At 64.2% G+C, this 25,894-nt stretch carries 22 protein-coding genes; 12 read left to right on the top strand and 10 right to left on the bottom strand.

What is annotated here, in order from left to right:
- Positions 1-102: 102 nt before the first annotated feature.
- The 10 genes from ACIPHN_RS06635 to ACIPHN_RS06590 all read left to right on the top strand — a co-directional run bounded on the left by ACIPHN_RS06635 (position 103) and on the right by ACIPHN_RS06590 (position 9,922).
- Positions 103-1,125 (top strand): patatin-like phospholipase family protein, encoded by a 1,023-nt coding sequence (locus tag ACIPHN_RS06635; protein WP_400434466.1) that lies wholly within the window; start codon positions 103-105, stop codon positions 1,123-1,125.
- 139 nt (positions 1,126-1,264) lie between these two features.
- Positions 1,265-2,167, top strand: a complete 903-nt coding sequence (locus ACIPHN_RS06630) for an alpha/beta fold hydrolase (RefSeq protein ID WP_400434464.1) — start codon at positions 1,265-1,267, stop codon at positions 2,165-2,167.
- A gap of 138 nt (positions 2,168-2,305) precedes the next feature.
- Positions 2,306-3,148 carry a 3',5'-nucleoside bisphosphate phosphatase gene (locus tag ACIPHN_RS06625; protein WP_400434462.1) on the top strand — a complete coding sequence of 281 codons (843 nt, stop codon included), beginning with the start codon at positions 2,306-2,308 and terminating at the stop codon, positions 3,146-3,148.
- 103 nt (positions 3,149-3,251) lie between these two features.
- Positions 3,252-4,127, top strand: coding sequence for a protease HtpX (gene htpX, locus ACIPHN_RS06620; protein WP_400434460.1), 876 nt, complete (start codon positions 3,252-3,254; stop codon positions 4,125-4,127).
- A gap of 82 nt (positions 4,128-4,209) precedes the next feature.
- Positions 4,210-4,845 (top strand): L-threonylcarbamoyladenylate synthase, encoded by a 636-nt coding sequence (locus ACIPHN_RS06615; RefSeq protein WP_400434458.1) that lies wholly within the window; start codon positions 4,210-4,212, stop codon positions 4,843-4,845.
- A 79-nt stretch (positions 4,846-4,924) separates the two neighbouring features.
- The gene (locus tag ACIPHN_RS06610) at positions 4,925-5,587 is read left to right on the top strand and encodes a site-2 protease family protein (protein ID WP_400434456.1); all 663 of its coding nucleotides are present in this window, start codon (positions 4,925-4,927) and stop codon (positions 5,585-5,587) included.
- 51 nt (positions 5,588-5,638) lie between these two features.
- Positions 5,639-6,838, top strand: coding sequence for a tryptophan--tRNA ligase (locus tag ACIPHN_RS06605; protein ID WP_400434454.1), 1,200 nt, complete (start codon positions 5,639-5,641; stop codon positions 6,836-6,838).
- Between the two features lie 158 nt (positions 6,839-6,996).
- Positions 6,997-7,875 (top strand): 4-hydroxy-tetrahydrodipicolinate synthase, encoded by an 879-nt coding sequence (gene dapA, locus ACIPHN_RS06600; RefSeq protein ID WP_400434452.1) that lies wholly within the window; start codon positions 6,997-6,999, stop codon positions 7,873-7,875.
- 61 nt (positions 7,876-7,936) lie between these two features.
- Positions 7,937-9,118 carry an outer membrane protein assembly factor BamC gene (gene bamC, locus ACIPHN_RS06595; RefSeq protein WP_400434450.1) on the top strand — a complete coding sequence of 394 codons (1,182 nt, stop codon included), beginning with the start codon at positions 7,937-7,939 and terminating at the stop codon, positions 9,116-9,118.
- A gap of 18 nt (positions 9,119-9,136) precedes the next feature.
- Complete coding sequence (locus ACIPHN_RS06590; RefSeq protein WP_400434448.1) at positions 9,137-9,922, top strand: MBL fold metallo-hydrolase; 786 nt, start codon at positions 9,137-9,139, stop codon at positions 9,920-9,922.
- 311 nt (positions 9,923-10,233) lie between these two features.
- Here ACIPHN_RS06590 and ACIPHN_RS06585 read toward each other — a convergent pair whose 3' ends face one another.
- The gene (locus ACIPHN_RS06585) at positions 10,234-10,506 is read right to left on the bottom strand and encodes a hypothetical protein (protein WP_400434446.1); all 273 of its coding nucleotides are present in this window, start codon (positions 10,504-10,506) and stop codon (positions 10,234-10,236) included.
- A gap of 327 nt (positions 10,507-10,833) precedes the next feature.
- A complete protein-coding gene (locus tag ACIPHN_RS06580) occupies positions 10,834-11,955 on the bottom strand; it encodes a JmjC domain-containing protein (RefSeq protein WP_400434444.1) in 1,122 nt (373 codons plus the stop codon).
- Between the two features lie 239 nt (positions 11,956-12,194).
- Here ACIPHN_RS06580 and ACIPHN_RS06575 point away from each other — a divergent pair, with 239 nt between their 5' ends.
- Positions 12,195-12,734, top strand: a complete 540-nt coding sequence (locus tag ACIPHN_RS06575) for a peptidylprolyl isomerase (RefSeq protein ID WP_400434442.1) — start codon at positions 12,195-12,197, stop codon at positions 12,732-12,734.
- 78 nt (positions 12,735-12,812) lie between these two features.
- On the opposite strand, the gene ACIPHN_RS06570 is transcribed toward ACIPHN_RS06575, so the two are convergent.
- The 6 genes from ACIPHN_RS06570 to ACIPHN_RS06545 form a co-directional block, all read right to left on the bottom strand.
- The gene (locus ACIPHN_RS06570) at positions 12,813-13,700 is read right to left on the bottom strand and encodes a hypothetical protein (protein ID WP_400434674.1); all 888 of its coding nucleotides are present in this window, start codon (positions 13,698-13,700) and stop codon (positions 12,813-12,815) included.
- A gap of 99 nt (positions 13,701-13,799) precedes the next feature.
- Positions 13,800-16,505, bottom strand: coding sequence for a DNA mismatch repair protein MutS (gene mutS / locus ACIPHN_RS06565; protein WP_400434440.1), 2,706 nt, complete (start codon positions 16,503-16,505; stop codon positions 13,800-13,802).
- 237 nt (positions 16,506-16,742) lie between these two features.
- Positions 16,743-17,750: an NAD(P)-dependent alcohol dehydrogenase gene (locus tag ACIPHN_RS06560; RefSeq protein WP_400434437.1), complete on the bottom strand. Its 1,008-nt coding sequence runs from the start codon at positions 17,748-17,750 to the stop codon at positions 16,743-16,745.
- 153 nt (positions 17,751-17,903) lie between these two features.
- Positions 17,904-19,481, bottom strand: coding sequence for a DHA2 family efflux MFS transporter permease subunit (locus ACIPHN_RS06555; protein WP_400434434.1), 1,578 nt, complete (start codon positions 19,479-19,481; stop codon positions 17,904-17,906).
- A gap of 29 nt (positions 19,482-19,510) precedes the next feature.
- Positions 19,511-20,749 carry an HlyD family efflux transporter periplasmic adaptor subunit gene (locus ACIPHN_RS06550; RefSeq protein ID WP_400434431.1) on the bottom strand — a complete coding sequence of 413 codons (1,239 nt, stop codon included), beginning with the start codon at positions 20,747-20,749 and terminating at the stop codon, positions 19,511-19,513.
- A gap of 5 nt (positions 20,750-20,754) precedes the next feature.
- On the bottom strand, positions 20,755-22,257 hold the full coding sequence (locus ACIPHN_RS06545) for an efflux transporter outer membrane subunit (protein ID WP_400434672.1): 1,503 nt from the start codon (positions 22,255-22,257) through the stop codon (positions 20,755-20,757).
- Positions 22,258-22,542: 285 nt separating this feature from the next.
- Here ACIPHN_RS06545 and ACIPHN_RS06540 point away from each other — a divergent pair, with 285 nt between their 5' ends.
- Positions 22,543-23,145: a TetR/AcrR family transcriptional regulator C-terminal domain-containing protein gene (locus tag ACIPHN_RS06540; protein ID WP_400434428.1), complete on the top strand. Its 603-nt coding sequence runs from the start codon at positions 22,543-22,545 to the stop codon at positions 23,143-23,145.
- Positions 23,146-23,286: 141 nt separating this feature from the next.
- On the opposite strand, the gene guaD is transcribed toward ACIPHN_RS06540, so the two are convergent.
- Together guaD and xdhC are read right to left on the bottom strand one after the other, a co-directional pair.
- A complete protein-coding gene (gene guaD / locus ACIPHN_RS06535) occupies positions 23,287-24,585 on the bottom strand; it encodes a guanine deaminase (RefSeq protein WP_400434425.1) in 1,299 nt (432 codons plus the stop codon).
- A gap of 199 nt (positions 24,586-24,784) precedes the next feature.
- The gene (gene xdhC / locus ACIPHN_RS06530; protein ID WP_400434423.1) at positions 24,785-25,873 is read right to left on the bottom strand and encodes a xanthine dehydrogenase accessory protein XdhC; all 1,089 of its coding nucleotides are present in this window, start codon (positions 25,871-25,873) and stop codon (positions 24,785-24,787) included.
- Between the last annotated feature and the right edge of the window lie 21 nt (positions 25,874-25,894).

The following is a 25,894-nucleotide window of genomic DNA, read 5'->3' as shown; positions in this document are numbered from 1 at the left end:
TACCATGATCGTGCAGTGCAGCATAAGCTTATGTGGTGACGCAAGCATGACACGCCGGCGGGCCGTCCGGGCCGCGCTGATTGCACCGCTGAAAAGGACATCATGTCAACCAACAAGATTGTCAGTCTCGCCCTGCAGGGCGGTGGCTCGCACGGCGCCTTCACCTGGGGCGTGCTGGATCGCCTGCTGGAAGATGGTCGCCTGGGACTGGAAGGTATCAGCGGCGCCTCGGCCGGGGCCATGAATGCCGCCGTGATGGCACAGGGCTACGTGCAGGATGGGCGCGATGGTGCCCGTGCTGCGCTGGAGCGTTTCTGGACCAGCCTGTCCACCGGGGCGCCGCTGGACTACATCAACACCGATGCGGCGCCGGCAGTCATCTCCAATCCTGCGCCCTCGCCGGGCATGCAGGCCTTGCTGGCGATGACGCGCTTCTTTTCGCCGACGCAGTTGAACCCGCTGGATATCAACCCGCTGCGCGACATCCTGCTGGAGCAGGTCGATTTCGAGCGCCTGCGTGGCCAGCGCGAGCTCAAGCTCTTCATCGCCGCCACCCAGGTCAGTACCGGCACGCTGAAGATCTTCCGCAATGCCGACCTGTCGGTGGAAGTGCTGCTGGCCTCGGCCTGCCTGCCCTCGCTGCACCGGCCCATCGAGATCGATGGCGAAGCCTACTGGGATGGCGGCCTGACGGCCAATCCGCCGATCTTCCCGCTCTTGCATGCCTGTTCCGCGCGTGACGTGATGGTGGTGCTGCTGCATCCCAGCCGGCGCGCCGGCACCCCCACGACCAGTCATGACATCGGCCAGCGGCTCTCGGAGATCAGCTTCAGCTCGGCCTTCTTCACCGAACTGAGTGCCCTGGCCCTGGCCAAGCGCGAGGCCGAGAATTCCACGCTGGCCTTCGGTTCGCTGGAGCGCCGGCTGCGCCAGCTCAACGTCCACATGATCGATGCCAACGAGCTCATGGAGCAGTTGACCAATCTCTCCAAGCTCAATACCCAGGCCAGTTTCATCGGCAGCCTGTTCCAGCAGGGGCGCGAGCGCGCCTCCGAGTGGCTGGAGCAGAACTATGCCCAGATCGGGCATGCTTCGACCTTCGATCTGGGGCGATTCCTGTCGTGACGCCGGCCCCGATGAGAAGGGCTTCGCGCACGATCGTTCTCTTTTGTCTATACTCTGCTGCTTGATCGCTGCCCGATCCACCCGGGGCAGCCAGACCGCAACAGACGCCAACGAGCATAAAGAGAACACAGAGAACGATATGCGCCAGAACATCGCCATCAAGCCATCCCGATCCGAATTCCTGCCGGTGCGCGGCCTGCGCTACCACATCCGCCACTGGGGCGACCCGGCCGCGCCCAAGCTGTTCATGATGCATGGCTGGATGGATATGTCGGCGTCCTTCCAGTTCATGGTGGATGCACTCCAGCAGGAGTGGCACGTGATCGCGCCCGACTGGCGCGGTTTTGGCCAGACCGAGCGCGGCCATGGCGATGCCTACTGGTTCCCCGACTACCTGGCCGACCTCGATGCCATCCTCGACCACTATGCCGGTGATGAAGCCATCAACCTGCTGGGCCACAGCATGGGCGGCAATGTCGTGACCCTGTATGCCGGCTTGCGGCCGCAGCGCATCCGCCGCCTGGTCAACCTGGAAGGGCTGGGCCTGCCGCCGGCCAAGGCCGAGCAGGCGCCGGGGCGCTTCGTGCAATGGATGGACGAGATCAAGAACCGCCCGCTCATGCGCGGTTACGACAGCGTGGACGAAGTCGCCGCCCGGCTGCAGAAGAACAATGCGCGCCTCTCCGACGAGCGCGCCGCCTTCCTGGCGCAACACTGGTCGCAGCAGGACGAGAGCGGCCTGTGGCAGATCCTGGGCGATCCGGCGCACAAGCAGGTCAGCCCCATCCTGTACCGGGTCGACGAGATGATGGCGTGCTGGAGCCGCATCACCGCGCCGGTGCTGTGGATCGAGGCCACCAATAGCGATATCTGGCGCTTCTTCGGCCCGGCCACGCTCAAGCGCGAGGAGATCGACCGTCGCATCGCCTGCATCCCGCGCACCCAGGTGGAGATGATCGACGACGCCGGCCACATGCTGCACCATGACCAGCCGGAGCAACTGGCTCGCCTGATCGAGACCTTCCTGCAACTGCCGGCCTGACGTCGCGCCGGAAGTCCGGCGCGACGTGCGGGGTGGGGGCGAACAGCGTAAAATAGAAGCATTCACAACCATCCTGCACCCCCTGATCGGCGGCAGCCACAAGCGACCGGCCCGAGTCACCGCGCATCGTCATCGTCTATGTCTGAGCTCAAGTTCGATCTGCATTGCCACTCCAATGTCTCTGACGGCCTGTTGCCGCCCGAGCAGGTGGCCGCGCGCGCCAAGGCCAATGGCGTGGGCGTCTGGGCCCTGACCGACCACGATGAGGTGGGTGGCGTAGCACGGGCGCGTGACGCCGCGCGCGCATTGGGGATGGTGCATGTGGGCGGGGTCGAGATCTCGGTGACCTGGGCCGGCCAGACGGTCCACATCGTCGGCCTGCGCATCGATGAAAACGATCGCACCCTGGTCGATGGCCTGGAGGCCACCCGCAACGGCCGCGAGCGTCGTGCCCGCGAGATCGCCGAGGAACTGGAGAAGTCCGGTATCTGTGGCGCCTACGAGGGCGCGTTGAAGCATGTGGGCAATCCCGATCTCATCTCGCGTACCCACTTTGCCCGCTACATGGTCGAATGCGGCCATTGCTGCGACACCAAGGAAGTCTTCGCCAAGTACCTGACCGAGGGCAAGCCGGGCTACGTACCGCACCGCTGGGCCACGCTGGCCGAGTCGGTGCAGTGGATCCGCAGCGCTGGCGGGGTGGCGGTGATCGCCCACCCGGGCCGCTACAAGTACAGCGAGACCCAGTTCGGCGCCTTGTTCGATGAATTCAAGCAGCTCGGTGGCGCAGCCATCGAGGTCAATACCGGCAGCCATACCCCGGAGCAGTATCAGGAATACGCCCAGGTGGCGCGCCGCTATGGCTTCCTGGGCTCGATGGGTTCGGACTTCCACGGGCCAGGGGAGTCCCGTATCGACCTGGGTACGCTGCCGCCGCTGCCGGCCGGGGTCAAGCCGGTGTGGCATGACTGGGGCCTGTAAAGATCAGAGGTAAAAGAGAAGCACTCCGCAAACAGCTGCCCACCCTTGATTTCCGGGGCAGGATTCCTATCTAATAACCACTTTTCCGATAGGAGTTTTCCCCATGAAACGCATCTTGCTGTTTATTGCGACCAATATCGCCGTGCTGGTCGTGATGAGCGTCATCTTGTCGCTGCTGGGCGTAGACCGCTTCCTGACCCGCTCCGGCCTGAACCTGCCGATGCTGCTGGTGTTTTCGCTGGTGGTCGGCTTCACCGGATCGATTATCTCCTTGCTGATGAGCAAGAGCATGGCCAAGTGGTCTACCGGCGCGCGCGTGATCGACACGCCCATGAACGGTACCGAGGCCTGGCTGTTGCAGACCGTCGGCAAGCTGGCCCAGCGTGCCGGCATCGGCATGCCCGAGGTGGCCGTCTATGAAGGCGATCCGAATGCCTTCGCCACGGGCGCCTTCAAGGATTCGGCGCTGGTGGCGGTCTCCACCGGCCTGCTGCAGGGCATGACGCAGGATGAAGTGGAGGCGGTGCTGGGCCACGAGGTGGCGCACATCGCCAATGGCGACATGGTGACCATGACGCTGATCCAGGGCGTGGTGAATACCTTCGTGGTGTTCCTCTCGCGCGTGGTCGGTTTCTTCGTCGATTCGGCCCTGCGCCGCAACAGTAACGATTCCGGCCCGGGCATCGGTTATACCGTGACCGTGCTGGTCTGCCAGATCGTCTTCGGCATCGGTGCCTCGATGATCGTGGCCTGGTTCTCGCGCCATCGCGAGTTCCGCGCCGACGCCGGTTCGGCCCGCCTGCTGGGTGGTCCGCAGCCGATGATCAATGCACTGGCGCGCCTGGGCGGTTTTACGCCGGAAAGCCTGCCGCAGGGCATGGCGGCGCTGGGCATCAGCGACAAGCCCGGCTTCATGGCGCTGTTCTCCACGCACCCGCCGCTGGAACAGCGTATCGCCGCCCTGCGCGGCCAGCGCTAGGCCGGCAAGGCCACAACTACAACAGCGGCGGTGGCAACACCGCCGTTGTGCTTTCAGGAATCTGATTTTTGGAAACGATGTCATGAGCCAGTTTTTCGAGATCCACCCCGACAACCCGCAACTGCGCCTGATCAAGCAAGCCGCGCAGATCATCCACAAGGGCGGCCTGGTGGCCCTGCCCACCGACTCCTGCTATGCGCTGGTCTGCCAGCTCGATAACAAGGAGGCGGTAGAGCGCGTGCGTCGCATCCGCGGCGTGGACGAGAAGCACCATCTGACCCTGCTGTGCCGCGACCTCTCCGAGATCGCCCAGTATGCCAAGGTCGACAACCGCCAGTACCGCCTGCTCAAGGCCGCCACGCCCGGCGCCTATACCTTCATCCTGGAAGCCACCAAGGAAGTGCCACGCCGCCTCTCGCATCCCTCGCGAAAGACCATCGGCCTGCGCGTGCCGGAAAACCGTATCGCCCACATGCTGCTGGAAGAGCTGGGCCAGCCACTCCTGGGGACCACGCTGATCCTGCCGGACGAGGAATTGCCCCTGACCCATGCCGAGGACATCCGCAACCACCTCGAAAAGCAGATCGAGCTGGTCATCGACAGCGGCGCCTGTCGCCTGGAGCCGACCACCGTCATCGACCTGACCGACGAAGACGAGCCGGTACTGGTACGCCAGGGCAGGGGAGACGCCAGCATCTTCGGCTTGCAGGCTGCCTGAGCGGCTCGCCGCCGTCGAAAAGGATGGCTGCGAGCGAATTCCCCGGGGCGATGTTGCTCCTCTGATAAAATCCCCGCCCATGAACGATCTCATCCAGACTGTCGCGGTCTACGCGCTGCCCGTGCTCTTCGCCATCACCCTGCACGAGGCCGCCCATGCCTATGCAGCCAAGTTTTTCGGCGACAACACCGCCTATTCGATGGGCCGCATGAGCCTGAACCCCATCAAGCACATCGATCCCTTCGGCACCCTCCTCATTCCCGTCCTGCTGTACTTCGCCACCGGTGGCGCCTTCCTGTTCGGCTATGCCAAGCCGGTGCCGATCAATTTCGGCCAGCTGCGCAAGCCCAAGCGCGACATGGCCTGGGTGTCGCTGGCCGGTCCGGCCGCCAATTTCTTCATGGCCCTGCTGTGGACGCTGGCGATCTATGCCCTGGCCCTGGGCGGTGTCCAGGAAGAATTCTTCATGCTCATGGCCAAGGCGGGTGTGCTGACCAATCTGGTCATGTTCGCCTTCAACCTGTTCCCGATCCCGCCGCTGGACGGCGGCCGTATTCTCATCAGCTTGTTGCCGCACAAATATGCGTATAAATTTGCGCAGATCGAGCCCTATGGCTTCTTCATCGTCATGGCGCTGGTGCTGCTCAAGGTGATCTACACCTGGTGGATGGCGCCGGTGATGTACATCGCCAGCCAGCTGCTGCAACTGATTACCTTTCCGATCACCTTGCTGTTCCATTGAAGAAAGACCGCACGGTGACACCCCGACCCCACACAAGAAAAGCCTACCGCCATGTATCCTGACCGCGTCGTCTCCGGCATGCGCCCCACGGGCGCGCTGCACCTGGGCCACTACCACGGGGCCCTGAAGAACTGGGTCAAGCTGCAATCCGAGTTGCCCTGCCTGTTCTTCGTGGCCGACTGGCATGCCCTGACGACTCACTACGACGATCCCTCCGTCATCGAGACCAGCACCTGGGAAATGGTGATCGACTGGCTGGCGGCGGGCGTCGATCCCGCGCAATCGACCCTGTTCATCCAGTCGCGCGTGCCCGAGCATGCGGAGCTGCACCTGCTGCTGTCCATGGCCACGCCGCTGGGCTGGCTGGAGCGCGTACCGACCTACAAGGATCAGCAGGAAAAGCTCTCCGATCGCGACCTGGCGACCTACGGTTTCCTCGGCTATCCGCTGCTGCAGGCCGCCGATGTGCTGATCTACCGCGCCAGCCAGGTGCCGGTGGGCGAAGACCAGGTGCCGCACATCGAGATCATGCGCGAGATCGCGCGCCGCTTTAACCACCTCTACGGCAAGGAAAAGGGTTTCGAGGAAAAGGCGCTGGCGGCCACCAAGAAGCTGGGCAGCAAGCGCGCCAAGCTGTACCTGGAGCTGCGCACGCAATTCCAGGAGAAGGGCGACGACGAAGCCCTGGAGCAGGCCAAGGCCATGCTGGACGATGCCCAGAACCTGTCGATGATCGATCGCGAGCGCCTGTTCGGCTATCTGGAAGGCAGCCGCAAGCTGATCCTCACCGAGCCGCAGGCCATGCTGACCGAAGCTTCGCGCCTGCCCGGCCTGGATGGCGCCAAGATGTCCAAGAGCTATGGCAATGCCATCGCCCTGCGCGAAGACAAGGAAACGGTCACCAAGAAGATCAAGACTATGCCCACCGACCCGCAGCGCGTGCGCCGCAGCGACGCGGGCGATCCGGAGAAGTGCCCGGTCTGGCAATTCCACCAGGTGTATTCGACGCCGGACGTGAAGGAATGGGCCGCCAAGGGCTGCCGTTCGGCCGGTATCGGTTGCCTGGAATGCAAGCAGCCGGTGATCGATGCCATCTTGCAAGAACAGCAACCCATGCTGGAACGGGCCCAGCCTTATCTGGATGATCCTTCGCTGGTGCGCGCGATCGTCGCCGATGGCTGCGAAAAGGCCCGCAAGCTGGCCCAGGAAACCATGCGCGACGTGCGCGAAGCCATGGGGCTGGGGTATTGACGCGATACGGGGAGGCGGGCGGCATGCCGGATGGCACCGTCCCGGTACCGTTTTTTTACGTCCGCTTTCATCTGTATGAACGGCAAATTGACCGGTTGAGGCAGGTATCCGCTACAATCGTTCCTTTATCTTGAACCATCACCTAAAGCACGCACACCATGATCAAGGGTAGCATTGTTGCAATCGTCACTCCCATGCATCCGGACGGCAGCCTCGACTTCGACGGCCTGCGCAAGCTGATCGACTGGCATATCGCCGAGGGAACCGACAGCATCGTCATCGTCGGCACCACCGGCGAATCGCCCACCGTCTCGATGGAAGAACACTGCGAACTGATCAAGGTCGCAGTCGAGCATACGGCCAAGCGCATCCCCATCATCGCCGGCACCGGTGGCAACTCCACCGCCGAGGCGATCGAACTGACCGAGTTCGCCAAGAAGGTCGGCGCCGACGCGTCGCTGCAGGTGGTGCCGTACTACAATCGTCCGACCCAGGAAGGCATGTACCTGCACTTCAAGAAGATCGCCGAGTCGGTTGATCTTCCGGTGATCCTGTACAACGTGCCCGGTCGTACCGTGGCCGACATGAGCAACGAGACCATCCTGCGTCTGGCAGAGGTCAAGGGCATCGTCGGCGTCAAGGATGCCACCGGCAACATCGCCCGTGGTACCGACCTGATCCGCCTGGCCCCCAAGAGCTTCGCCGTCTATTCGGGTGACGACGCCACCGCCATCGCCCTGATGCTGTACGGCGGCGCCGGCAATATCTCGGTCACCGCCAACGTGGCCCCGCGCGACATGCACGAGCTGTGCGTGGCAGCCATGGGCGGCAACATCGCGCGTGCCGTCGAACTGAACAACAAGCTGCTGCCGCTGCATAACAAGCTCTTCGTCGAACCCAATCCGGTGCCGCTGAAGTGGGCCATGCTGGAAATGGGGCTGATCCCGTCGGGCATGCGCCTGCCGCTGGCGCCGCTGGGGGCGGCCTACCACGACACCGTGCGCGCGGCCTTGCGCGAGTCGGGTGTATTAAAATAACGGACTTGGCCGCCTTGGCGCAGGTCTCCTGAAATTCGATCCCGCTTTCAATAGTAACGATATGACTAATAGCAAGAACGTTCGTCCGGTAGTTCGCTCCGCGTACACTCTTACCCAACGCAGCATCGTCGTCGCACTGGCGCTGGCCGGACTGGCAGGATGCTCGTCCATCGGCAACATGCTCGAAGGCGACCGTATCGATTACAAGAGCGCAGAAAAGGCCCGTGGCCCGCGCCTGGAAGTGCCGCCCGACCTGACCCAGCTGCAGCGCGACAATCGTTACGCCATCCCTGAGGCCAACAAGGGCGTGGCGACTGCGTCGGGTTACCAGCTGGAACAGCAGACCAAGCCGACGACCGACGTGACTGCCGTTGCACCCACCGCCAAGGGCGACGAGATCCGCATCGAGCGCGATGGTTCGCAACGCTGGCTGGTGGTCAAGCAGACGCCCGAGGCGCTGTGGCCGCAGATCAAGGACTTCTGGCAGGACAGCGGTTTCCTGATCAACATCGAGTCGCCCGACACCGGCGTGATGGAAACCGACTGGGCCGAGAACCGCGCCAAGATTCCGCAGGACTTCATCCGCAACACCCTGGGCAAGGTCTTCGACTCGCTCTATTCGACCGGCGAGCGCGACAAGTTCCGCACCCGTCTGGAACGCGGCGCCAACGGCACCACCGAGATCTTCATCAGCCATCGCGGCGCCGAGGAAGTGCTGACCGGTTCTGCCAAGGAAACCTCGGTGTGGACCGCGCGTCCTTCCGATCCGGGTCTGGAAGCCGAATTCCTGTCGCGCCTGATGGTGCGCCTGGGTGCCGAAGAAACCAAGGCCAAGGCAGCCGTGGCCAATGCGCCGTCGCTGCAGGCCCGTTCGCGCCTGCAGAAGACTGCAGCCGGCGCCAGCGTGCAAGTGGATGAAGGCTTCGACCGCGCATGGCGTCGTGTCGGCCTGGCACTGGATCGCGTGGGCTTCACCGTGGAAGACCGTGACCGCAACCAGGGCATCTACTACGTGCGCTACGTCGACCAGAACCAGGATGCCAAGGACAAGAAGGACGATGGCTTCTTCTCGCGTATCTTCAGCTCCAAGGACAAGGACAAGAAGGCGACCAAGTACCGCATCGTGGTCAAGGGTGCCGGTAGCGACAGCAGCAACATCGTGGTGCAGAACGGCGAGGGCGGTGCAGATACCGACGGTATCTCCGACAAGATCCTCGGCTTGCTCAACGATCAACTGAAGTAAGAAAGTACCGGGGCTCAGATGAAGTTCGCGAGCCTCGGTAGCGGCAGCGAAGGCAACGCGCTGCTGATCTCGGCCGCAGCCGGCGCACAGCGTCCCTCCTCGGGGACCACCGTGATGCTGGACTGCGGCTTTACTTTGCGCGAAGCGGAAAAGCGCATCCTGCGCCTGGGACTGGATCCCTCCGATGTGTCGGCCATCGTGGTCACCCACGAACACTCCGACCACGTCAATGGCGTCTTCAAGTTTGCGCGGCGTTACCGCATCCCGGTCTGGCTCAGTTACGGCACCTGGCAGGCAGTGGCCGACCAGGCCAGTGATGTCGATGTGCATTTCTGTGCCGATGGCCAGAAGCTCGCCATCGGCGATCTCGAACTCTCTCCCTACACCGTTCCCCACGATGCCCGCGAGCCCATCCAGTATGTGGCCGGCGATGGTGATCGCCGCCTGGGTGTGTTGACCGATGCCGGCCAGCCCACGGCACACCTGGTGCAGGCGCTGGGCGCCTGCGACGCCTTGCTGCTGGAGTGCAATCACGATCGTGAGATGCTGGAGCGCTCACCTTATCCCGCTTTCCTGAAGCGCCGCATCGGCGGCGACTATGGCCACCTGGCCAACGATGCCAGCGCCGAGATCCTGCAGATGCTCGATCGCAGTCGCCTCAAGCGCGTCGTCGGTGCCCATCTCAGTCAGCAGAACAATACGCCGGAGCTGGCGCGCGCTGCGCTCGAAAGTGTGCTGGGTGCGAGCTTCGAGGGAATCGGTATCGCCTGTCAGGCCGAAGGTTTCGGCTGGCTGGACGTGTAAAGAAAAGGCGAGCCGGTCAGCACTCTGTCAGCCTTGGTTGCGCTGCGTCAGAAACAATTTGTTTCTCTTTTCCCCTAAGTGTTATCCCGGAGTTGCGTCCATCGTGCCGCCAGCTCTTGCGAACGCGTAGCGACGTGTCAGTCCATTGTCAGGGGTAGGGTACTGGCGGGTGCGCGTTGAGCGCGTGGCGACCTGATTCAAGGCCTTGGCAGGGGTGTCAGCAAGCCGTCAGTCGCTGGATCAGCAGGCCGGGAAATCGCAGACGAAAAAAAACCGGTCCGAAGACCGGTTTTTTGAAAATAATCCGAAGATTACTTGGCCGGAGCGGCTTCAGCCGGCTTGGCAGCGTCAGCAGCCGGAGCAGCAGCGTCAGCAGGCTTGGCAGCGTCAGCGGCCGGAGCAGCAGCGTCAGCAGGCTTGGCAGCATCAGCAGCAGGAGCGGCGTCAGCCGGCTTTGCGTCAGCAGCGGGAGCAGCAGCAGGAGCTTCAGCAGCAGGTGCCGGAGCAGCAGCCGGTTCTTCCTTCTTGCCGCAAGCAGCCAGGGCGATAGCCAACAACGAAGCGATCAACAGAGTCTTTTTCATGAATATTCCTTCAGTATTAAAAATTGTGCGATGAATAATTACCGGTAATTATCGCTCTACAGGAGGCTTTCGCCGTTGGCTAGACCTCACGGTCGGGCTTCGGTTCTTGCTTCTTTTTTGCTGCCGAAACATCACCGGACAACGAAAACTTTCCAGCCCATCATTATAGCTATTTTTTTCCGAAATCACACCGCAATCGAACTTTTTCGTAAGAATTTGTAAGTTCTTACAATTAAGTCAATACCTCCGAGAGGCCTTTGTTCATGCAGGTTTGCGGATTTTTTTAAAGTAATTTCGAGATGCTTCTTCATTAAATTCGAAGCATTCTCAAACAAATTCGAGCCAGCCACTTTCATGCCATTGATGGAGGGCTTCCAGCAGGTCTTCCGAGGCCTGGTCGAAGTCGGTTTTTGCCAGTGTGCGCTGGTCGGCCAGGCGAGCCAGGATGGCCTTGTCCTGGCGTCCCACCTGGAACGATTCGCCATTGATGAACACGTGCGAGCCGCGATACAGCATGCGCGTCTTGCGATGCAGCGCCAGGCCACGTTTCTTGGCCCCCTGGAAAAAGCGAGCAAATGAGAGTTCCTGGGCCGGCGGCTCGAAGAAGACGCTGGGTTTGGGCTCCGACATGTGTTGCCCGAGGAAGATGGTGATGTCGTCGTCGGTGAAGCGGATCTTGTTGAGCTCGTCGCGCACGCGCTTGACCATGTCGAGTTGCAATTCGGCAGGCTTGGCGCTGGTCTTGAGGTCGGGGTCGGCATAAATACCGGGCAGGTCGATGGTGTCCATCATGAATTCGAGGAAGGACTCGCCCAGTTCCTGGAAGGCCGGCGCGCGGAAACCGATCGAATAGGTCATGCATTCACCCACGGCCACGCCGTCATGGGCGTAGTGCGGCGGCAGGTAGAGCATGTCGCCGGGTTCCAGGATGTATTCTTCCTCGGCCTGGAAGTGGCTGAGGATCTTCAGCGGCACGCCTTCTTCCAGCGTCAGGTTGTCCTGCGCGCTGATGCGCCAGCGGCGCTGGCCATGGGCCTGCAGCAGGAACACGTCATAGGAATCGAAGTGCGGGCCGACGCCGCCGCCATCGGTGGCATAGCTGATCATCAGGTCGTCCAGGCGTGCATCGGGCACGAAGCGGAACTGGCGCAGCAGCGCATCGGCGAGCGGATGGTGCAGGTTCACGCCTTGCACCAGCAGGGTCCAGGCCTGCTGCTTGAGGCTGGGCAACTTGTTGAAGGGGCCGTGTTGCATGTCCCAGCCATCGTCGCGATGGGTGATCAGGCGCGACTCGACGTCCTCGCGGCGGGCCAGGTCGAACAGTTCCTGGCGCGGCAACGGCGCCTGGAAGCCGGGGATGGCGCCACGGATGAGCAGGGGTTTCTTGTGCCAGTAATCACGCAGGAATTGGGCGGGCGTGAGGCCGCCGAGCAGGTCAAGTTTGTTCATGCCCGCCATTATAGGCGTGCCGCCGGCGATGCAAAGATAGCGACAGCGTCCAAGTTTGATGCAGGTATTGATGCAGGTATAATGTCGCAGTCGAGAAACCGTCAAAAAAGAGTCCTTGCCGCGCGGGAATGGCAAGGGGAAGGTTCTTGGGCCCCACCCGGGTGGCAGGCGCCGACGCGCCACCGGCGCAGTTGACCTGCCGCTCCCGCACCATCTATCGATACAAAGGACCCCTTACGATGAAGATCGCAAAGAACACGGTTGTTTCCGTGAACTACAAACTGTCGGACGCGCAGAACAACCTCATCGAGCAAAGCAGCGAGCCGATGGTGTACCTGCACGGCGGCTACCACAACACCCTGCCCAAGATCGAGGAAGCACTGGACGGCAAGGAAGCCGGTTACCAGGTCACCATCCAGGTCGAGCCGGAAGATGCCTTCGGCGAATACGATTCCGAACTGGTCAAGATCGAGCCGGTCGAGCGCCTGCCGCAGCCGCTGGAAGTGGGCATGCAGTTCGAAGGTTCGCCCGACGACGAGGGCGAGGAATCGGTGATCTTCACCGTCACCGAAGTGGCCGACGGCAAGGCCGTGCTGGATGGCAACCATCCCCTGGCCGGCATCGCGCTGCGCTTTGAACTGGCCGTGAGCGAAGTGCGCGCCGCCTCGGAAGAAGAAGTGGCCCACGGCCACGTGCATGGCGCCCATGGCCATCACCATCATCACGACGAAGATGAAGGCGATGCCGGCGATCACTTCCGCAGCCAGCCGCTGAACTGATCCGCGTTGCACTGACGCAGACGACAAAACGCCCGCAGATCTGCGGGCGTTTTGCTTTGCAGGATCAGCGTCGTGTCATCAGCGTCGCTCGCCATCGGCATCGGCCACCGCAAACAATTGCGGCAGGTGGTCGTCCACCACGATCTTGAGCCAGCGCTCGCCGCTGCCCACATTGCCCAGGTTGCCGCTCCACAGGATGTGCGAGGCCGCCTTGGGCTTGACCGCCTGGCCATGCACCACCAGCACCCGGCCGGGGAACTTGGCGGCCAGCTCCGAGAACAGGCGCCGGGTCTCGGCGAAGCCGTCGCGCTGGGTGCGGAAGAAGGAACGCTTGGGCGCCGGTCCGAAGGGATTGCCATCGCAGAAGAAGACGATGGCCGCGCTCTTCTTCAGGGCTGCGAAGGCGAACAGGTGTTGCAGCCAGTTGCGGTTGGCGATGAGCCTGTCCTCGAATTCATTGTTGCGCCCGCCATCGAGCAGGAAGTGGTTGTTCCCGGCCGGCAGGTTCACGGTGGCGAAGAGTACGTTGCCCACCTCCCAGCGGGTGTTCTCGGCATAGCTGCGGAACTTGGGCGTGAGCGACTGGCGCAGCAGCGGCAGGCGGCTGGCACCCAATGAAAATTCACCGGAATAGAAGATATCGCGCATGCGCGCCAGCCGTTCGATGGCATCGGAGCGCTGTTCGCGGTCGCGGCAGGTGATCCAGTCGCTACCGGCCAGCGACATGAACACGCCATTCTGGGCTTGCGCCAGGAGCTCGTGACGCTGGTTGTAGAGCGCATCGTCGCAGCCCTCGGAGGCGGACTTGATGCCATTGACCACAACGAAGGCGAGGTTGTCGGCATCGGTCTCGGCAATGGCCTGGCGCAGTGCATCCTCGCCCCGCGTCGCGCCGGTGGCGTGCCCGATGACACCAAAGGCGAAGTCCTGCGGTGCCGCCCACGCCGCCGGCGTCGCCATGAACATCACCGCCGAGGCGATGCCGGCGAGCAGGGCAGGGAACAGGAAGCGTGGGGTCGTCATGCGTTCTCTCTTGCCAGCGGGACGGGGCGGGGGCGGGGCGGCTTACTTGCCCCGGCTCAATGCCTTCAACTGGTACAGCGCATCCAGTGCCTGGCGCGGCGTGAGCGCATCGGGATCGATGTCGTCCAGCGATTGCAGCAGGGCCTGTGCCAGCGGATCGGGTTCGACCGCGATCTGCGGGGCGCGTTCAGAGGACGACCCGGCAGACAATCCGGCTGACAACTCAACGGGCGCATCGTCCGGCTCGACAAACTGCGGCGAGCTGAACAGGTCGAATTGCGGCGTGGGCTGCATGGACTGGCTCTCCAGCGCCGACAAGTGCTTGCGCGCGGCACGGATCACCGGCGCCGGCACGCCGGCCAGCTGCGCCACCTGCAAGCCATAGCTCTGCGAGGCGGGGCCATTCTGCACCGCATGCAGGAAGACGATGCTGTCCTTGTGCTCCACCGCCGACAGATGCACGTTGGCCGCGCTAGGGTGGATCTCCGGCAGCTGCGTCAGCTCGAAGTAGTGGGTCGCAAAGAGCGTGAAGCTGCGGGTTACGTCGATCAGGTGCTTGGCGATGGCCCAGGCCAGGGCCAGGCCGTCGAAGGTCGAGGTGCCGCGTCCGACCTCGTCCATCAGCACCAGCGATTGCTCGGTGGCGTTGTTGAGGATGGAGGCCGATTCGGTCATCTCCACCATGAAGGTCGAGCGGCCACCGGCCAGGTCATCGGCCGCACCGATACGGGTGAAGATGCGGTCGATCGGGCCGATGGTGGCACTGGTGGCCGGCACGAAGCTGCCCACGTAGGCCAGCAGCGTGATCAGCGCCACCTGGCGCATGAAGGTCGATTTACCACCCATGTTGGGGCCGGTGATCAGCAGCAGGCGGCGCTCGGCGGCCAGCTGGCAGTCGTTGGCAATGAAGCGCTCGATCTGGTTTTCCACCACCGGGTGGCGGCCCTGTTCGATCTGGATGCTGGGCTCGTCCACCAGCTGCGGCGCGCACCAGTTGTTGCGCACGGCATGATCGGCCAGCGCCACCAGGGTATCGAGCTGGGCCAGCGCATGGGCGATGGCCTGCAGCGTGACGATGTGCGCGCCCATGTCGTTGAGGATCTGCTCGTAGAGGAATTTCTCGCGCGAGAGCGAACGCTCCTGGGCCGACAGTGCCTTGTCCTCGAAGGCCTTGAGCTCGGGAATGATGTAGCGCTCGGCGTTCTTCAGGGTCTGGCGGCGGCGGTAGTCTTCCGGCACCTTGTCGGTCTGGCCGTGCGTGACTTCGATGTAGAAGCCATGCACCTTGTTGTATTCGACACGCAGGTTGGCGATGCCGGTACGCTCGCGCTCGCGCGCTTCCAGGTCCAGCAGGTACTTGCCGGCGTTTTCGGAGAGGCCGCGCAGTTCATCCAGCTCGGCATCGAAGCCGGGCGCGATCACGCCGCCGTCGCGCACCATGGCAGCGGGTTCCAGCATGATGGCGCGTTCCAGCAGATCGACGCAGTCCACCGGTGTGGCCAGCGCTTCATGCAGGTGGCCCAAGAGCGGCGCATCGGCGTCGCGCCCGCACATTTCTACATACGCGCGCAGCGAACCCAGTTGCTGCAAGCCGGCGCGCAAACCGGCCAGGTCGCGCGGACGCGCCGACAGCAGGGCGATGCGGGTGGTGATGCGTTCGATATCGGGGACGGCCGCCAGCGTGGCCGACAGGCCCTCGCAGGCATCGGTGCGCATCAGCGCATTGATGGCGGCGTGGCGGCTGCGGGCGACCTCCTGGTCGCGCAACGCATGGTGCAGCCAGTGGCGCAGCAGGCGCGAGCCCATGGCGGTGCGGCAGTGGTCCAGCGTGGAGAAGAGCGTCGGCGCCAGTGCATTGGCGTCCTGTGCGCGGATGGTTTCGGTCAGTTCCAGATTGCGGCGGGTGGCGGCATCCAGGCCGATGAATTCGTTCTCGGATTCGACGGTGAGCGTGCGCACATGCTGCAGCCCGCGTCCCTGGGTCGATTGGGCGTAGCGCAGCAGGGCGCCGGCGGCACAGATGGCCGGCCCCAGGCCGTCGGCACCGAAGCCGTGCAGGGTGGCCACGCCCAGCTGGTCGAGCAGCGCCTTTTCGCCGCTGGGCTGGTCGAAGTGCCAGTCCGGCACCGTCACCGCCCGGTTGGGCAGGAGCGGGTCGCATTGCTCGAACTGGCCATCGGCCACCAGGATCTCGGCGGCCGAGATGCGTTCCAGCTCCTGCTTGACGCGGCCTTCCAGCAGCGTGGCCTCGACGGTGAATTCCATCATCTTCAGGGCGCCGCTGGCCATGGACAGCCACGACAGGCCCACCTGCATCTGCTTGCGCGACTTGCTGGGGACCAGTTGCATGGCCAGCAGGCAGCGTTCGGATTTCTCCGGCAGCAGGTCGGAATCGGTCAGCGTGCCGGGCGTCACCACCCGCACCACCTTGCGTTCCACCGGGCCCTTGCTGGTGGCCGGGTCGCCGATCTGTTCGCAGATGGCCACCGATTCGCCCAGCTTGATCAGGCGTGCCAGGTATTGCTCCACCGAGTGGAAGGGGATGCCCGCCATCTTGATCGGCGTGCCGTTGGAGGAACCGCGCTGGGTCAGGGTCACGCCCATGAGGCGCGAGGCCTTTTCGGCGTCGTCGAAGAACAGTTCGTAGAAATCGCCCATGCGATAGAACACCAGCGTGTTCGGGTGGTCGGCCTTGATGCGCAGGTACTGCTGCATCATCGGCGTATGGGCGGCGAGGTCTTTGGTCATTGGCTACTCATGGCGATGCGGTGATCGCGTCTTGCAAGTTCGGGAATTCGTGTGCCGCGCATGCCGGGGACCGGAGTCCAGAGTCCGTGTTGCGGAGCCGGGCCGTGGCTGGCGGCGATGAAGGCAGCTGGCCGGCAGGCGGGCTGCCATAAATCAAAAATGCGGACCGTGGTCCGCATGCTTGAGCCCGGATTGTACGCGCAATAGCCCGGTGCAGCCAAGCGCACGGCCTCGCGTTCAGTCGAAGCAAACCACGATCTTGCCTGAGTGCTCGCCGCGTTGCATCCGGATGAATCCCTCGGCCGCGCGTTCCAGCGGGAAGCTGGCGTCGACCAGGGGCTTGATCTGGTGCAGGGCCATCATCCGCATCATCGCCTCCAGCCTGGCGCGCGAGCCGACCACCACGCCTTCCATGCGTATCATCGGGCCGATCAGCTGGCGGATGTTGAGGGATGTTTCCTGTCCGCCAACAAATCCGATCACGCCGACGAAGCCATTGAAGCGTACCGCCGTCAGGGATTCGCCCAGGCTGCTGCCGGTGGTCTCGACCACGATGTCCACGCCGCGTCCGCCGGTGGCGGCGCGCACGGCCTGGCCCCAGGCGGGTGTCTGACGGTAGTTGATGACGTGGTCCACACCCAGGTCGTGCATGAGTGCAGCCTTGGCGTCGGAGGAGGTCAGGCCGATCACCCGGGCGCCCGCGGCGCGGGCGAACTGGGCGGCAAACAGGGCCACCCCGCCAGTGCCTTGCACCAGCACCGTCTGGCCAGCCTGCAAGCCGCCCTGCTGCAGGCAGGACCAGGCGGTCAGGGCGGCAATGGGCAGGGTGCTGGCCTGGGCATCGCTGAGATAGCCGGGGGCGGCCACCGCATCTTCTGCCGGCACCACCACATAGTCCTGCAGCACGCCCGTCAGCGGGCCGCCCAGCGAACCGCTGCTGCGTTGTTCGGGCGTGAGCGCGCCGTCGCGCCAGCCTTGCAGGTAGACCGGGATCACCCGGTCGCCGGGTTTGAAGCGGGTGACGTCCTCGCCCACCGCCTCGACCACGCCACAGGCGTCCGAGCAGGGGACATAGGGGAGCGGCAGGGAGGGCATGTAGCCACCGCAGAGGATGGCCAGGTCACGGTAGTTCAGGCTGGCCGCCTTGACGCGGACCAGGATGTCGCCCCGGCGCGGCTGCGGCGTGGGCAGGTCGACCAGCCGGAGGCTGTCGATGGAAAAGGCGTCGGCTTGCAGGGCTCTCATGCGGGCTGTCTCCTCTGATGGGCTGGAATGGCGATGGGCCAGTCTAGCAAAATCGGCAGAGGCCCGTGGCCGGGCAAAAAAAACAGGCGGCCACCGAAGTGGCCGCCTGCCCAGTCCGCAGGGGGGACGGACTGTGGGGGAGGGGTAGGCGCTTTAATGCGCGGAAGACGTATCCGCCACCCGGGTCGGCTTGGGCGCCAGCCACACCGCCATGGCCGCCAGCGAGAAGGAGATCGCGGCCATCATGAAGATGTGGTTGGTGGCCAGCATCACGGCCTGGTTCTGCACCGTCTGCACCAGCGAACCGGTGGCCTGGTCAGGTGTCAGGCCGGTGGCGGCCATGGCGTTGATGGCGTCACCGCCACGGTCCACCAGGCCGGCCAGTTCGGCGCGGAAGTAGGTGGTGTCGTTTTCCCAGCTGGTGTTGACGATGGAGGTGGCGATGGCGCCCGACATGGTGCGGCAGAAGCTCATCAGGCCGGCCGCCGAGGCGGTCTCCTCTTCATTCACGCTGGCCAGGGCCAGGCCGGTCAGCGGCACGAAGAACAGCGGCATGCCTATCCCCTGCAGGAACAGCGGCCAGCCGATCTGGAAGATCGTCATGTCGGTAGTGTTGAAGGCCCGCACGAAGGTCATCAGGCCCAGCCACACCACACCAATGCAGACCAGCTTGCGGCCATCGACCGTGGCCGACATCTTGGCCACCATCGGCGCGGTCATCACCGCCAGGATGCCGGTGAGCGCCGAGACGCAGCCCGACCAGGTGGCGGTATAACCCATATAGCCCTGCAGCCACAGCGGCGTGAGCACCACCGAGCCGAAGAAGGCACCGAAGGCCAGGCAGATGGTGGTCACGCTGGCCGAGAAGCCGCGGTGGCGGAACACCCGCAGATCGACCACCGGGTTGCGCTCGGTCAGCTCCCAGATCAGGAAGGCGATGAAGAACACCACCGCGACCACGGCCAGCACCACGATTTCGGTGGAGGCGAACCAGTCCTTTTCCTTGCCTTCGTCGAGCATGTATTGCAGCGCTGCAACCCAGACGATCATCAGGATCAGGCCGACACGGTCGATCGGCAGCTTGGTGGTCTTGCTCTCGAAGCGCTTGAGCATGCGCCAGCCTAGCCAGCCGCAGACCAGCGCCACCGGCACGTTGATCCAGAAGATGTAGGGCCAGCTGTACTGGTCGCACAGCACGCCGCCCAGCACCGGACCTGCGATCGGCGCCACCAGCGTGGTCATGGCCCACAGGCCGATGGCCGCTGGCGCCTTTTCCTTGGGGAAGATGCGCAGCAACAGCGTTTGCGATAGCGGCATCAGCGGGCCGCCGGCCAGGCCTTGCAGGATGCGGAAGAACACCAGCATGCCCAGCGAATTGGCCAGGCCGCACAGCGCCGAGAAGAGGCCGAAGAGCACCATCGAGAGGATGAATACGCGCACCGTGCCGAAGCGGTTGGCGAGCCAGCCGGTCAGCGGCACGGTGATCGCCTCGGCCACCGCGTAGGAGGTGATGACGTAGGTGCCCTGGCTGGTGGAGGAGCCCAGCGCACCGGCGATGTGCGAGACTGACACGTTGGCGATCGTGGTGTCGAGCACGGCGATGAAGTTGGCAGCAGCCAACAGGATGCCGGCGCCCAGCAGCTGGCCGCCGGAGAGCGTGCCTGGTTCCTGCGTGGGCGTCGGGGCCGGCGCCGGCAGTGCGCCGGCGTCTGCGCTAACAGTGGATGACATGGGAAACCTCTTCTTGTGTCAGGTCCGATTTACAGCGCGGCAGCCTTGGCGTCGCGGTTCTGGGCGGTCTTCTGCTGGGGCGTGTCGCCGGCCTGGATCGGGCCACGGGTATCGATCTCGACCACCATCGACAGACCCACCGACAGCGGACGCTGTGCCAGTTCCTTGGGATCGAGCGAGATACGCACCGGCAGGCGCTGCACCACCTTGATCCAGTTGCCGGTGGCGTTCTGTGCCGGGATCACGGCAAAGGCCGATCCGGTACCGCCGGACAGGCCGCTGACCACGCCGTGGTATTCCACCGAGCCGCCATAGAGGTCGGCCTTCATGGTGACCGGCTGGCCGATCTTGACCTGGGTCAGTTGGCCTTCCTTGAAGTTGGCATCCACGTGCATCTCCTGCAGCGGCACCACCGACAGCAGGCTGGCGCCGGTCTGCACGCGCTGGCCCACTTGCACCTGGCGGCGGGCGATCACGCCATCGACCGGCGCGCGCAACACGGTGCGCTCCAGGTCCAGCTTGGCCTGTTCCAGCTTGGCGCGGGCCAGCAGCACTTCGGGGTTGTCGTCCACGGTGGTGTCGGCGGTCAGGACGGTGCTGGCCTTTTGCGCACCCAGGGTGGCCTTGATGTTGGCGCGCGACTGCACTTCATTGGCGTCGGCGGCCTTCAGGCTGGCCTGGGCGTTGAGCAGGGCGGTACGGGCATTGCTCAGTTCCTCGCCCGAGACCGAACCCGACTTGGCCAGTGCCTCGCGGCGCTGCAGGTCGATCTCGGCACGCTTGAGGTCGGCCTGGGCCGACAGCAGCTGGGCGCCGGCGCGCTTCTGTTCGGCTTCGCGGGCCAGCACCTGCGCGGCCAGGCCGGCATCGTTGGCGAAGAAGCCCTTGACCTTGCGCTCGGTACGATCCAGGTCGGCGGCGGCTTGCGCCACGGCCAGGCGGGCATCGGCGTCGTCGATACGCACCAGCACGTCGCCCTTCTTGACGGACTGGGTATCGACCACCTTCACGTCCGCCACGATGCCGTTGATGGCCGGGGTGACGGTGGCCACTTCGGTGGCGGTATAGGCATTGTCGGTCTCGACGTAGCGCGAGCCGACCAGGTACCAGTAGGCGCCGTAGCCGATGCCGACGATGGCGACCACGCCACCGAAGATGGAAAAGAGCTTCTTGCGCTTCTTGGCGGCAGCGGTCGCTGCGGCGGCTTCGTTGCGTTGCTTGGCGTCGTCGGCCATGGTGTGGGTCGCTTGGGGATCGCTATGGGACATGATGATTAACCTTTTGCTTGCGTGTCGGTGTGGGGCGCGGAGGCGCTGTCCTGGCTGCTGCTGTCGGCGGCACGGTAGCCACCACCCAGTGCGCGCACCAGCGCGACATCCAGGGTGAACATGCGCGAGCGCAGGTCGGAGAGTTGGCGCAGGTTGCTGATGAGCGTGTCCTGGGCATTGAGTACGTCGAGGTAGTTGGCCAGGCCGCCGTTGTAGCGGTTGCTGACGATGCGGTAGGCTTCCTCGGCGGCGTCGGCGGCGGCCTGGACATTGTCCAGGCGGCCCGACAGGGCCTTTTCGCTCACGCCCACGTCGGCCACATCCTGCAGGGCCTGGGTGACGGCCTGGTCGTAGTTGGCCACGGCTTCGTCATAACTGGCGCTGGCCGAACGGAACTGTCCGCGCAGGCGACCGCCATTGAAGATGGGCAGGGAGATCGCCGGGCCGATGCTGCCGATGTCGGAGCCGCTGCGCGTGAGCATGTCGATGCCCAGCGACTGGAAGCCGAAGTAGGCCTTCAGGTTGACATTCGGATAGAAGGCCGCGCGCGCCACCTTGATCTGCTTGCCCGCTGCTTCGGCGCGCAGGCGTGCGGCGACGATGTCGGGACGGCGACCCAGCAGTTCCACCGGCAGTTGCGCCGGCAGGGCGAAGGGCTTGGACAGGTCGATCTTGGGACGCACCAGCAACAGGCCGCGATCCGGACCGGCACCGGCCAGCGCGGCCAGCTTGTTGCGTTGCAGGCCGATGGATTCGTCGGTGGCCTTGAGATCGGCCTGGGCGATGGCGCTACGGGCTTCCATCTGCTTGACCGAACCGCGGGTTTCCAGGCCGTTGGCGAAGCGCTGCCTGAACAGATCCAGCGTTTCCATGCGCACCTTCAGGGCGGCCTCGTTGGTATCGCGCTGGGCATACAGTTGCGCCAGCTCGGCATAGGCCGAGGCGATCGAGGTGGCCAGGGTGATGCGCGCCTGGGCGGCATCGGCGCGGCTGGCTTCCAGTTCCGAGGTGGCCGACGCCAGCGCGGCGCGGTTCTTGCCCCAGAAGTCGATCTCGTAGCTGAAGTCCAGCGTGGCGCGGGTTTCGTTGTTGTAATCCTTGGGCACGAAATCCGGCGGCACGCCGTTGTTGTAGGACTGCTTCATGTGATCCAGCGAGGCGTTCGCGCTCACTTCCGGATACAGTGCGGCACCTTGCTGCTGGGCGCTGCCCTCGGCCTTCATCAGGCGCGCCTTGGCGACCGCCATCGAGGGGGCGCTCTTGAGGGCTTCGTCGACGAGCGAATTCAGCTGGTCGTCGCCATAGACCTGCCACCAGTGATCGGCCGGCCAGGCGGTCTGCACGCCGGTGGCCGCCAGCGTCTGGGCGCTCTGGTAACTATCGATGGACTTGGGCTCGGCGCGCGCACCGAGATCGGTAAAGGAGGCGCAGCCGGCCATCAGCGCAGCCGCCAGCACTGCCGCCGAAGCCGTCGCCATTTGCCTCAGGGGCAGTTGGCGCCGCTCCATGCGCAGGCCGGGCCGGGTCGGGCCGCTGCGGTCGGGAGAGGAATGTCTGTTCATGATCGTGGAGAGAGGGATGAAGAATACTTTGTTTTAAAACTGTACAGTTCAGTATAGTATTGAGATTCTGGAATAGTCAAGGCGCATTGCGAGAAATTACTCGTCTTTGTGCGGCAACGCCGCAACAGTGATTTTTTGCGGGGAATTGATGTGAAACCGGCGGCTTTGGGTGATATCTCCGCCTATAATTCGGGATTGGTCGCGAATGCGGCCCGCACCACAGGAAAATTCATGCGCAAGAAAAGTGAGGAACGCCGGCAGGCGATGATCGACATCGCCGGCGAGGTGTTCAACGAGATCGGCTTCGAAGGCGCCTCCATGGCCGAGATCTCGGCCCGTATTGGGGGCTCCAAGGCCACGCTGTACAACTACTTCAGTTCGAAGGAAGAGATCTTTGTCGAAGTGATGATGAAGCAGGTGGGTTGCCAGTTCGAGGAAGCCTTCATGGCCCTGCGTAACGAGGATGACCTGCGCGCGGGCCTGCTGCGGCTGGCGCGTCATTACCTGGATGTGATCTTCCGGCCCGAGGTGATCGCGGTCAAGCGCCTGGCGTCCTACTATGCCGGCAGGTCCGAGCTGGGCCCCATGCTCTACGAGCGCGGCCCCAAGCGCGGCTGGGCCAAGATCGCCGACTTCCTCAAGGTCAAGATGGACGAGGGCAAGCTCCATGACAGCGACGCCTGGATCGCCGCCCTGCAGTTCCGCTCTCTGGTGGAGGCGGAGTGGATGGAAGCGCGCATGCTCAACGTGGTGACCGAGATCTCCCCGCAGGCCCTGCAGGACTCGGCCGAGCGCGCGGTGGATGCCTTCATCTACCTTTACCAGCCGCGCTGAGGCGATTCATTCAGACGGGCAGGCCCTTCCTGTTCCTGCATGAATGCTGGATAAGTAAAAAAGAATCGACCAACAAAAAGCCCGGCCTCGCCATGATGGCGAGGCCGGGCCTGCAATGGCTTCCCGGGGTGCCGGGGCCGATCAGCGTTGATGCACCTTCACCCCCGCCGAATAAGTGGCCGCAATGGCCCGGTCATCGCCCAGGATGGCCAGTGCGAACAACTGCTCCTCCAGGCTCTCGGTGGTGGCGCTGCGACGTGCCAGCAGTGGGGTTGCCTGCGGATCGAGGACGATGAAGTCGGCGTCGCAGCCGGGCGTGAAGCTGCCGATGCTCCCTTCCAGTTGCAAGGCGCGCGCCCCGCCCAGCGTGGCCAGATAGAACATGCGCTGCGCCGGCAGGTAGGTGCCGCCCATGCGGGCGACCTTGTAGAGCTCGTTCATCGTCTGCAGCATCGAGAAACTGGTGCCGCCCCCCACATCGGTGGCCAGTGACAGCGGTACCCGTGCCGCATCGGCGCGGGCGAAGTCGAACAGGCCACTGCCCAGGAACAGGTTGGAGGTCGGGCAGATCGTGGCGGCCGATTGCGTAGCCGCCATGCGGGCGCGGTCCTGGTCGTCCAGCCAGATGCAGTGCGCATACAGGGCGCGCTGGCGCATCAGTCCATAGCCGTCGTAGACGTCCAGGTAGCTGCGGGCATCGGGATAGAGCTCCTTGACCCAGGCCACTTCGTCGGTGTTCTCGGCCACGTGGGTCTGGATGTAGGCGTCCGGATATTGCGACGCCAGTTCGCCCGCCAGCTTCATCTGCTCGGGTGTGGAGGTCGGCGCGAAGCGCACCGTGATCGCATAGTGCTGGCGTCCCTTGTTGTGCCAGCGGCCGATCAGTTCCTCGCTCTCGCGCACACCGCGCTCGGCACTGTCACGCAGGAAGTCGGGAGCGTTGCGGTCCATCAGGCACTTGCCGGCGATCATGCGCAGGTTGCGCGCATGGCTGGCCTGGAAGAAGGCATCCACCGACTGCGGATGCACGGTGCAATACACGGCCGCGCTGGTGGTGCCATTGCGCAGCAGTTCGGCCAGGAAGAAGTCGGCCACCTCGGCGGCATGTTCCGGCTGCTGGAAGCGCCGCTCGGCCGGGAAGGTGTAATTGTCCAGCCAGGGCAGAAGGCCCGGCGCGGGCGAGCCGATGATGTCGGTCTGCGGATAGTGGATGTGGGTGTCGATGAAGCCGGGGCAGATGATCTTGCCCGGCAGTTCCTGGACCGGGGTGCCAGGCGGCAGGGTGGCGGCCAGTTGCGCGTAGTCGCCGGCGGCCTGGATCTTGCCGTCGGCCACCAGCAGGAGGCCATCACTGTGCCATTGCGTGGCGTGTTCGTCGAAGGCCGGGTCGTTGGTGAAGTACAGCAGGCTGGCGCGGTAGGCTTGCAGGGGTGTGCTCATGGCGTTTCCTCAATGCGTGCGGCCCGGCGCGCATGGGCGCGCGCAGGCCGTCGATTCAATGGTCATCATACTGGAAGGCACTGCCGTGGCGGTGCTTTCCATCAAGGGCGAAAGTGGAATCGAGACGGGAATCCAGGCTGCTCCGCAGCGTAGGAGAGGAGAGTGGATTCCCGGGAGGGGGTGACGGCAGGGTGTTCCTTCAGCCTCTGCCGTCCAGCGCGTGTGTGACCAAGGACGGTGTGACTCCCTTGGGTTTGGGCTGCGTGAAGCGCAGTTCCCACAGTTGCATCAGCTGCGCCACCACGGCGATGGCGATGCTCGATGGCTCCTTGCCATAGATGCCGGGGATGCCGATGGGGCAGGTGATGCGTTCCAGCTGCGCGGCATTGAACCCACGCTCGGCCAGGCGATGCTCGAACTGCTTGCGCTTGGTGTAGGAGCCGATCAGGCCGAACCAGGCGCCATCCTCGCGCTTGAGGATGCGCTCGGTCAGTTGCTGGTCGAGGGCGTGGCTGTGGGTCATCACGAGATAATACGCGCCGGGCTCGGCCATGTCGACCGCGGCATTGGGCACATCGGTGGCTTCGATGCTGACCTGTGCTGGCAGGTCGGCGGGAAACATCTCTTCGCGCTCATCCACCCACAGTACGCGGCAGGGCAGGTTGGCCAGCACCTTGACGATGGCGGCACCCACATGGCCGGCGCCGAACAGCACCACCTGCGGCTGGTGTGCCCGACACAGGTCGAGCAGCCAGCGGCGACCATGGCGGTCGCGCAGCAGGTGGGTCTGGCGCGTGTTGCGCAGGGTCTCCACCGGCAGGCCGTGATCGGGGCCGTCAAGCTGGCAGGCTTCGCCATCGGTTTCGATCAGCTGCAGCGGATCGGTATGGTCCAGTGGCAAGGCCCGCCAGAGGTCATTGCCACTGGACCATGATTGTTCCAGCTCCTGCCAGGTCGTCATGCCGGTGGCGTCGCAGGCGACGCGCTCGAAGCAGAGGAAGACCACGCCACCGCAGCACTGCCCCAGGCTGGGGCCCAGTGCGATGCGCTCCAGCCGGCGCTGGCCCGGCAGCTCGCCGGCCTCACCGGAGAGCATGGCGCGCGCGATCTGCGCCGCGCGCCATTCCAGGTGGCCGCCGCCGATGGTGTCGAACTGGTCATCGGCGGTATAGAGCATGCGCGCCCCGGGCTCGCGCGGTGTCGACCCCTGGATCTGCGCCACCGTCACCAGCACGGCCGGTGTCGCGGTTTCCTGCATCTTCCTCAATGCGGCAAGCCATGTTGTCATGATTGCTCTCCGTTACGCTGG

It is taken from the genome of Herbaspirillum sp. NPDC087042 (assembly GCF_044745245.1).
Taxonomy (GTDB): domain Bacteria; phylum Pseudomonadota; class Gammaproteobacteria; order Burkholderiales; family Burkholderiaceae_D; genus Herbaspirillum.
This window is presented reverse-complemented; position numbering and strand designations above follow the sequence as displayed.

What these genes read in the sequence shown, in the direction of transcription:
- ACIPHN_RS06555 (WP_400434434.1), bottom strand. Translation starts at nt 19,481, where the DNA reads ATGTCATCCACTGTTAGCGCAGACGCCGGCGCACTGCCGGCGCCGGCC.
- ACIPHN_RS06635 (WP_400434466.1), top strand. Translation starts at nt 103, where the DNA reads ATGTCAACCAACAAGATTGTCAGTCTCGCCCTGCAGGGCGGTGGCTCG.
- mutS (WP_400434440.1), bottom strand. Translation starts at nt 16,505, where the DNA reads ATGACCAAAGACCTCGCCGCCCATACGCCGATGATGCAGCAGTACCTG.
- ACIPHN_RS06570 (WP_400434674.1), bottom strand. Translation starts at nt 13,700, where the DNA reads ATGTTCATGGCGACGCCGGCGGCGTGGGCGGCACCGCAGGACTTCGCC.
- xdhC (WP_400434423.1), bottom strand. Translation starts at nt 25,873, where the DNA reads ATGACAACATGGCTTGCCGCATTGAGGAAGATGCAGGAAACCGCGACA.
- bamC (WP_400434450.1), top strand. Translation starts at nt 7,937, where the DNA reads ATGACTAATAGCAAGAACGTTCGTCCGGTAGTTCGCTCCGCGTACACT.
- ACIPHN_RS06585 (WP_400434446.1), bottom strand. Translation starts at nt 10,506, where the DNA reads ATGAAAAAGACTCTGTTGATCGCTTCGTTGTTGGCTATCGCCCTGGCT.
- ACIPHN_RS06625 (WP_400434462.1), top strand. Translation starts at nt 2,306, where the DNA reads ATGTCTGAGCTCAAGTTCGATCTGCATTGCCACTCCAATGTCTCTGAC.
- ACIPHN_RS06575 (WP_400434442.1), top strand. Translation starts at nt 12,195, where the DNA reads ATGAAGATCGCAAAGAACACGGTTGTTTCCGTGAACTACAAACTGTCG.
- ACIPHN_RS06580 (WP_400434444.1), bottom strand. Translation starts at nt 11,955, where the DNA reads ATGAACAAACTTGACCTGCTCGGCGGCCTCACGCCCGCCCAATTCCTG.
- guaD (WP_400434425.1), bottom strand. Translation starts at nt 24,585, where the DNA reads ATGAGCACACCCCTGCAAGCCTACCGCGCCAGCCTGCTGTACTTCACC.
- ACIPHN_RS06615 (WP_400434458.1), top strand. Translation starts at nt 4,210, where the DNA reads ATGAGCCAGTTTTTCGAGATCCACCCCGACAACCCGCAACTGCGCCTG.
- ACIPHN_RS06630 (WP_400434464.1), top strand. Translation starts at nt 1,265, where the DNA reads ATGCGCCAGAACATCGCCATCAAGCCATCCCGATCCGAATTCCTGCCG.
- ACIPHN_RS06550 (WP_400434431.1), bottom strand. Translation starts at nt 20,749, where the DNA reads ATGTCCCATAGCGATCCCCAAGCGACCCACACCATGGCCGACGACGCC.
- ACIPHN_RS06610 (WP_400434456.1), top strand. Translation starts at nt 4,925, where the DNA reads ATGAACGATCTCATCCAGACTGTCGCGGTCTACGCGCTGCCCGTGCTC.
- dapA (WP_400434452.1), top strand. Translation starts at nt 6,997, where the DNA reads ATGATCAAGGGTAGCATTGTTGCAATCGTCACTCCCATGCATCCGGAC.
- ACIPHN_RS06540 (WP_400434428.1), top strand. Translation starts at nt 22,543, where the DNA reads ATGCGCAAGAAAAGTGAGGAACGCCGGCAGGCGATGATCGACATCGCC.
- ACIPHN_RS06545 (WP_400434672.1), bottom strand. Translation starts at nt 22,257, where the DNA reads ATGGAGCGGCGCCAACTGCCCCTGAGGCAAATGGCGACGGCTTCGGCG.
- ACIPHN_RS06590 (WP_400434448.1), top strand. Translation starts at nt 9,137, where the DNA reads ATGAAGTTCGCGAGCCTCGGTAGCGGCAGCGAAGGCAACGCGCTGCTG.
- ACIPHN_RS06605 (WP_400434454.1), top strand. Translation starts at nt 5,639, where the DNA reads ATGTATCCTGACCGCGTCGTCTCCGGCATGCGCCCCACGGGCGCGCTG.
- htpX (WP_400434460.1), top strand. Translation starts at nt 3,252, where the DNA reads ATGAAACGCATCTTGCTGTTTATTGCGACCAATATCGCCGTGCTGGTC.
- ACIPHN_RS06560 (WP_400434437.1), bottom strand. Translation starts at nt 17,750, where the DNA reads ATGAGAGCCCTGCAAGCCGACGCCTTTTCCATCGACAGCCTCCGGCTG.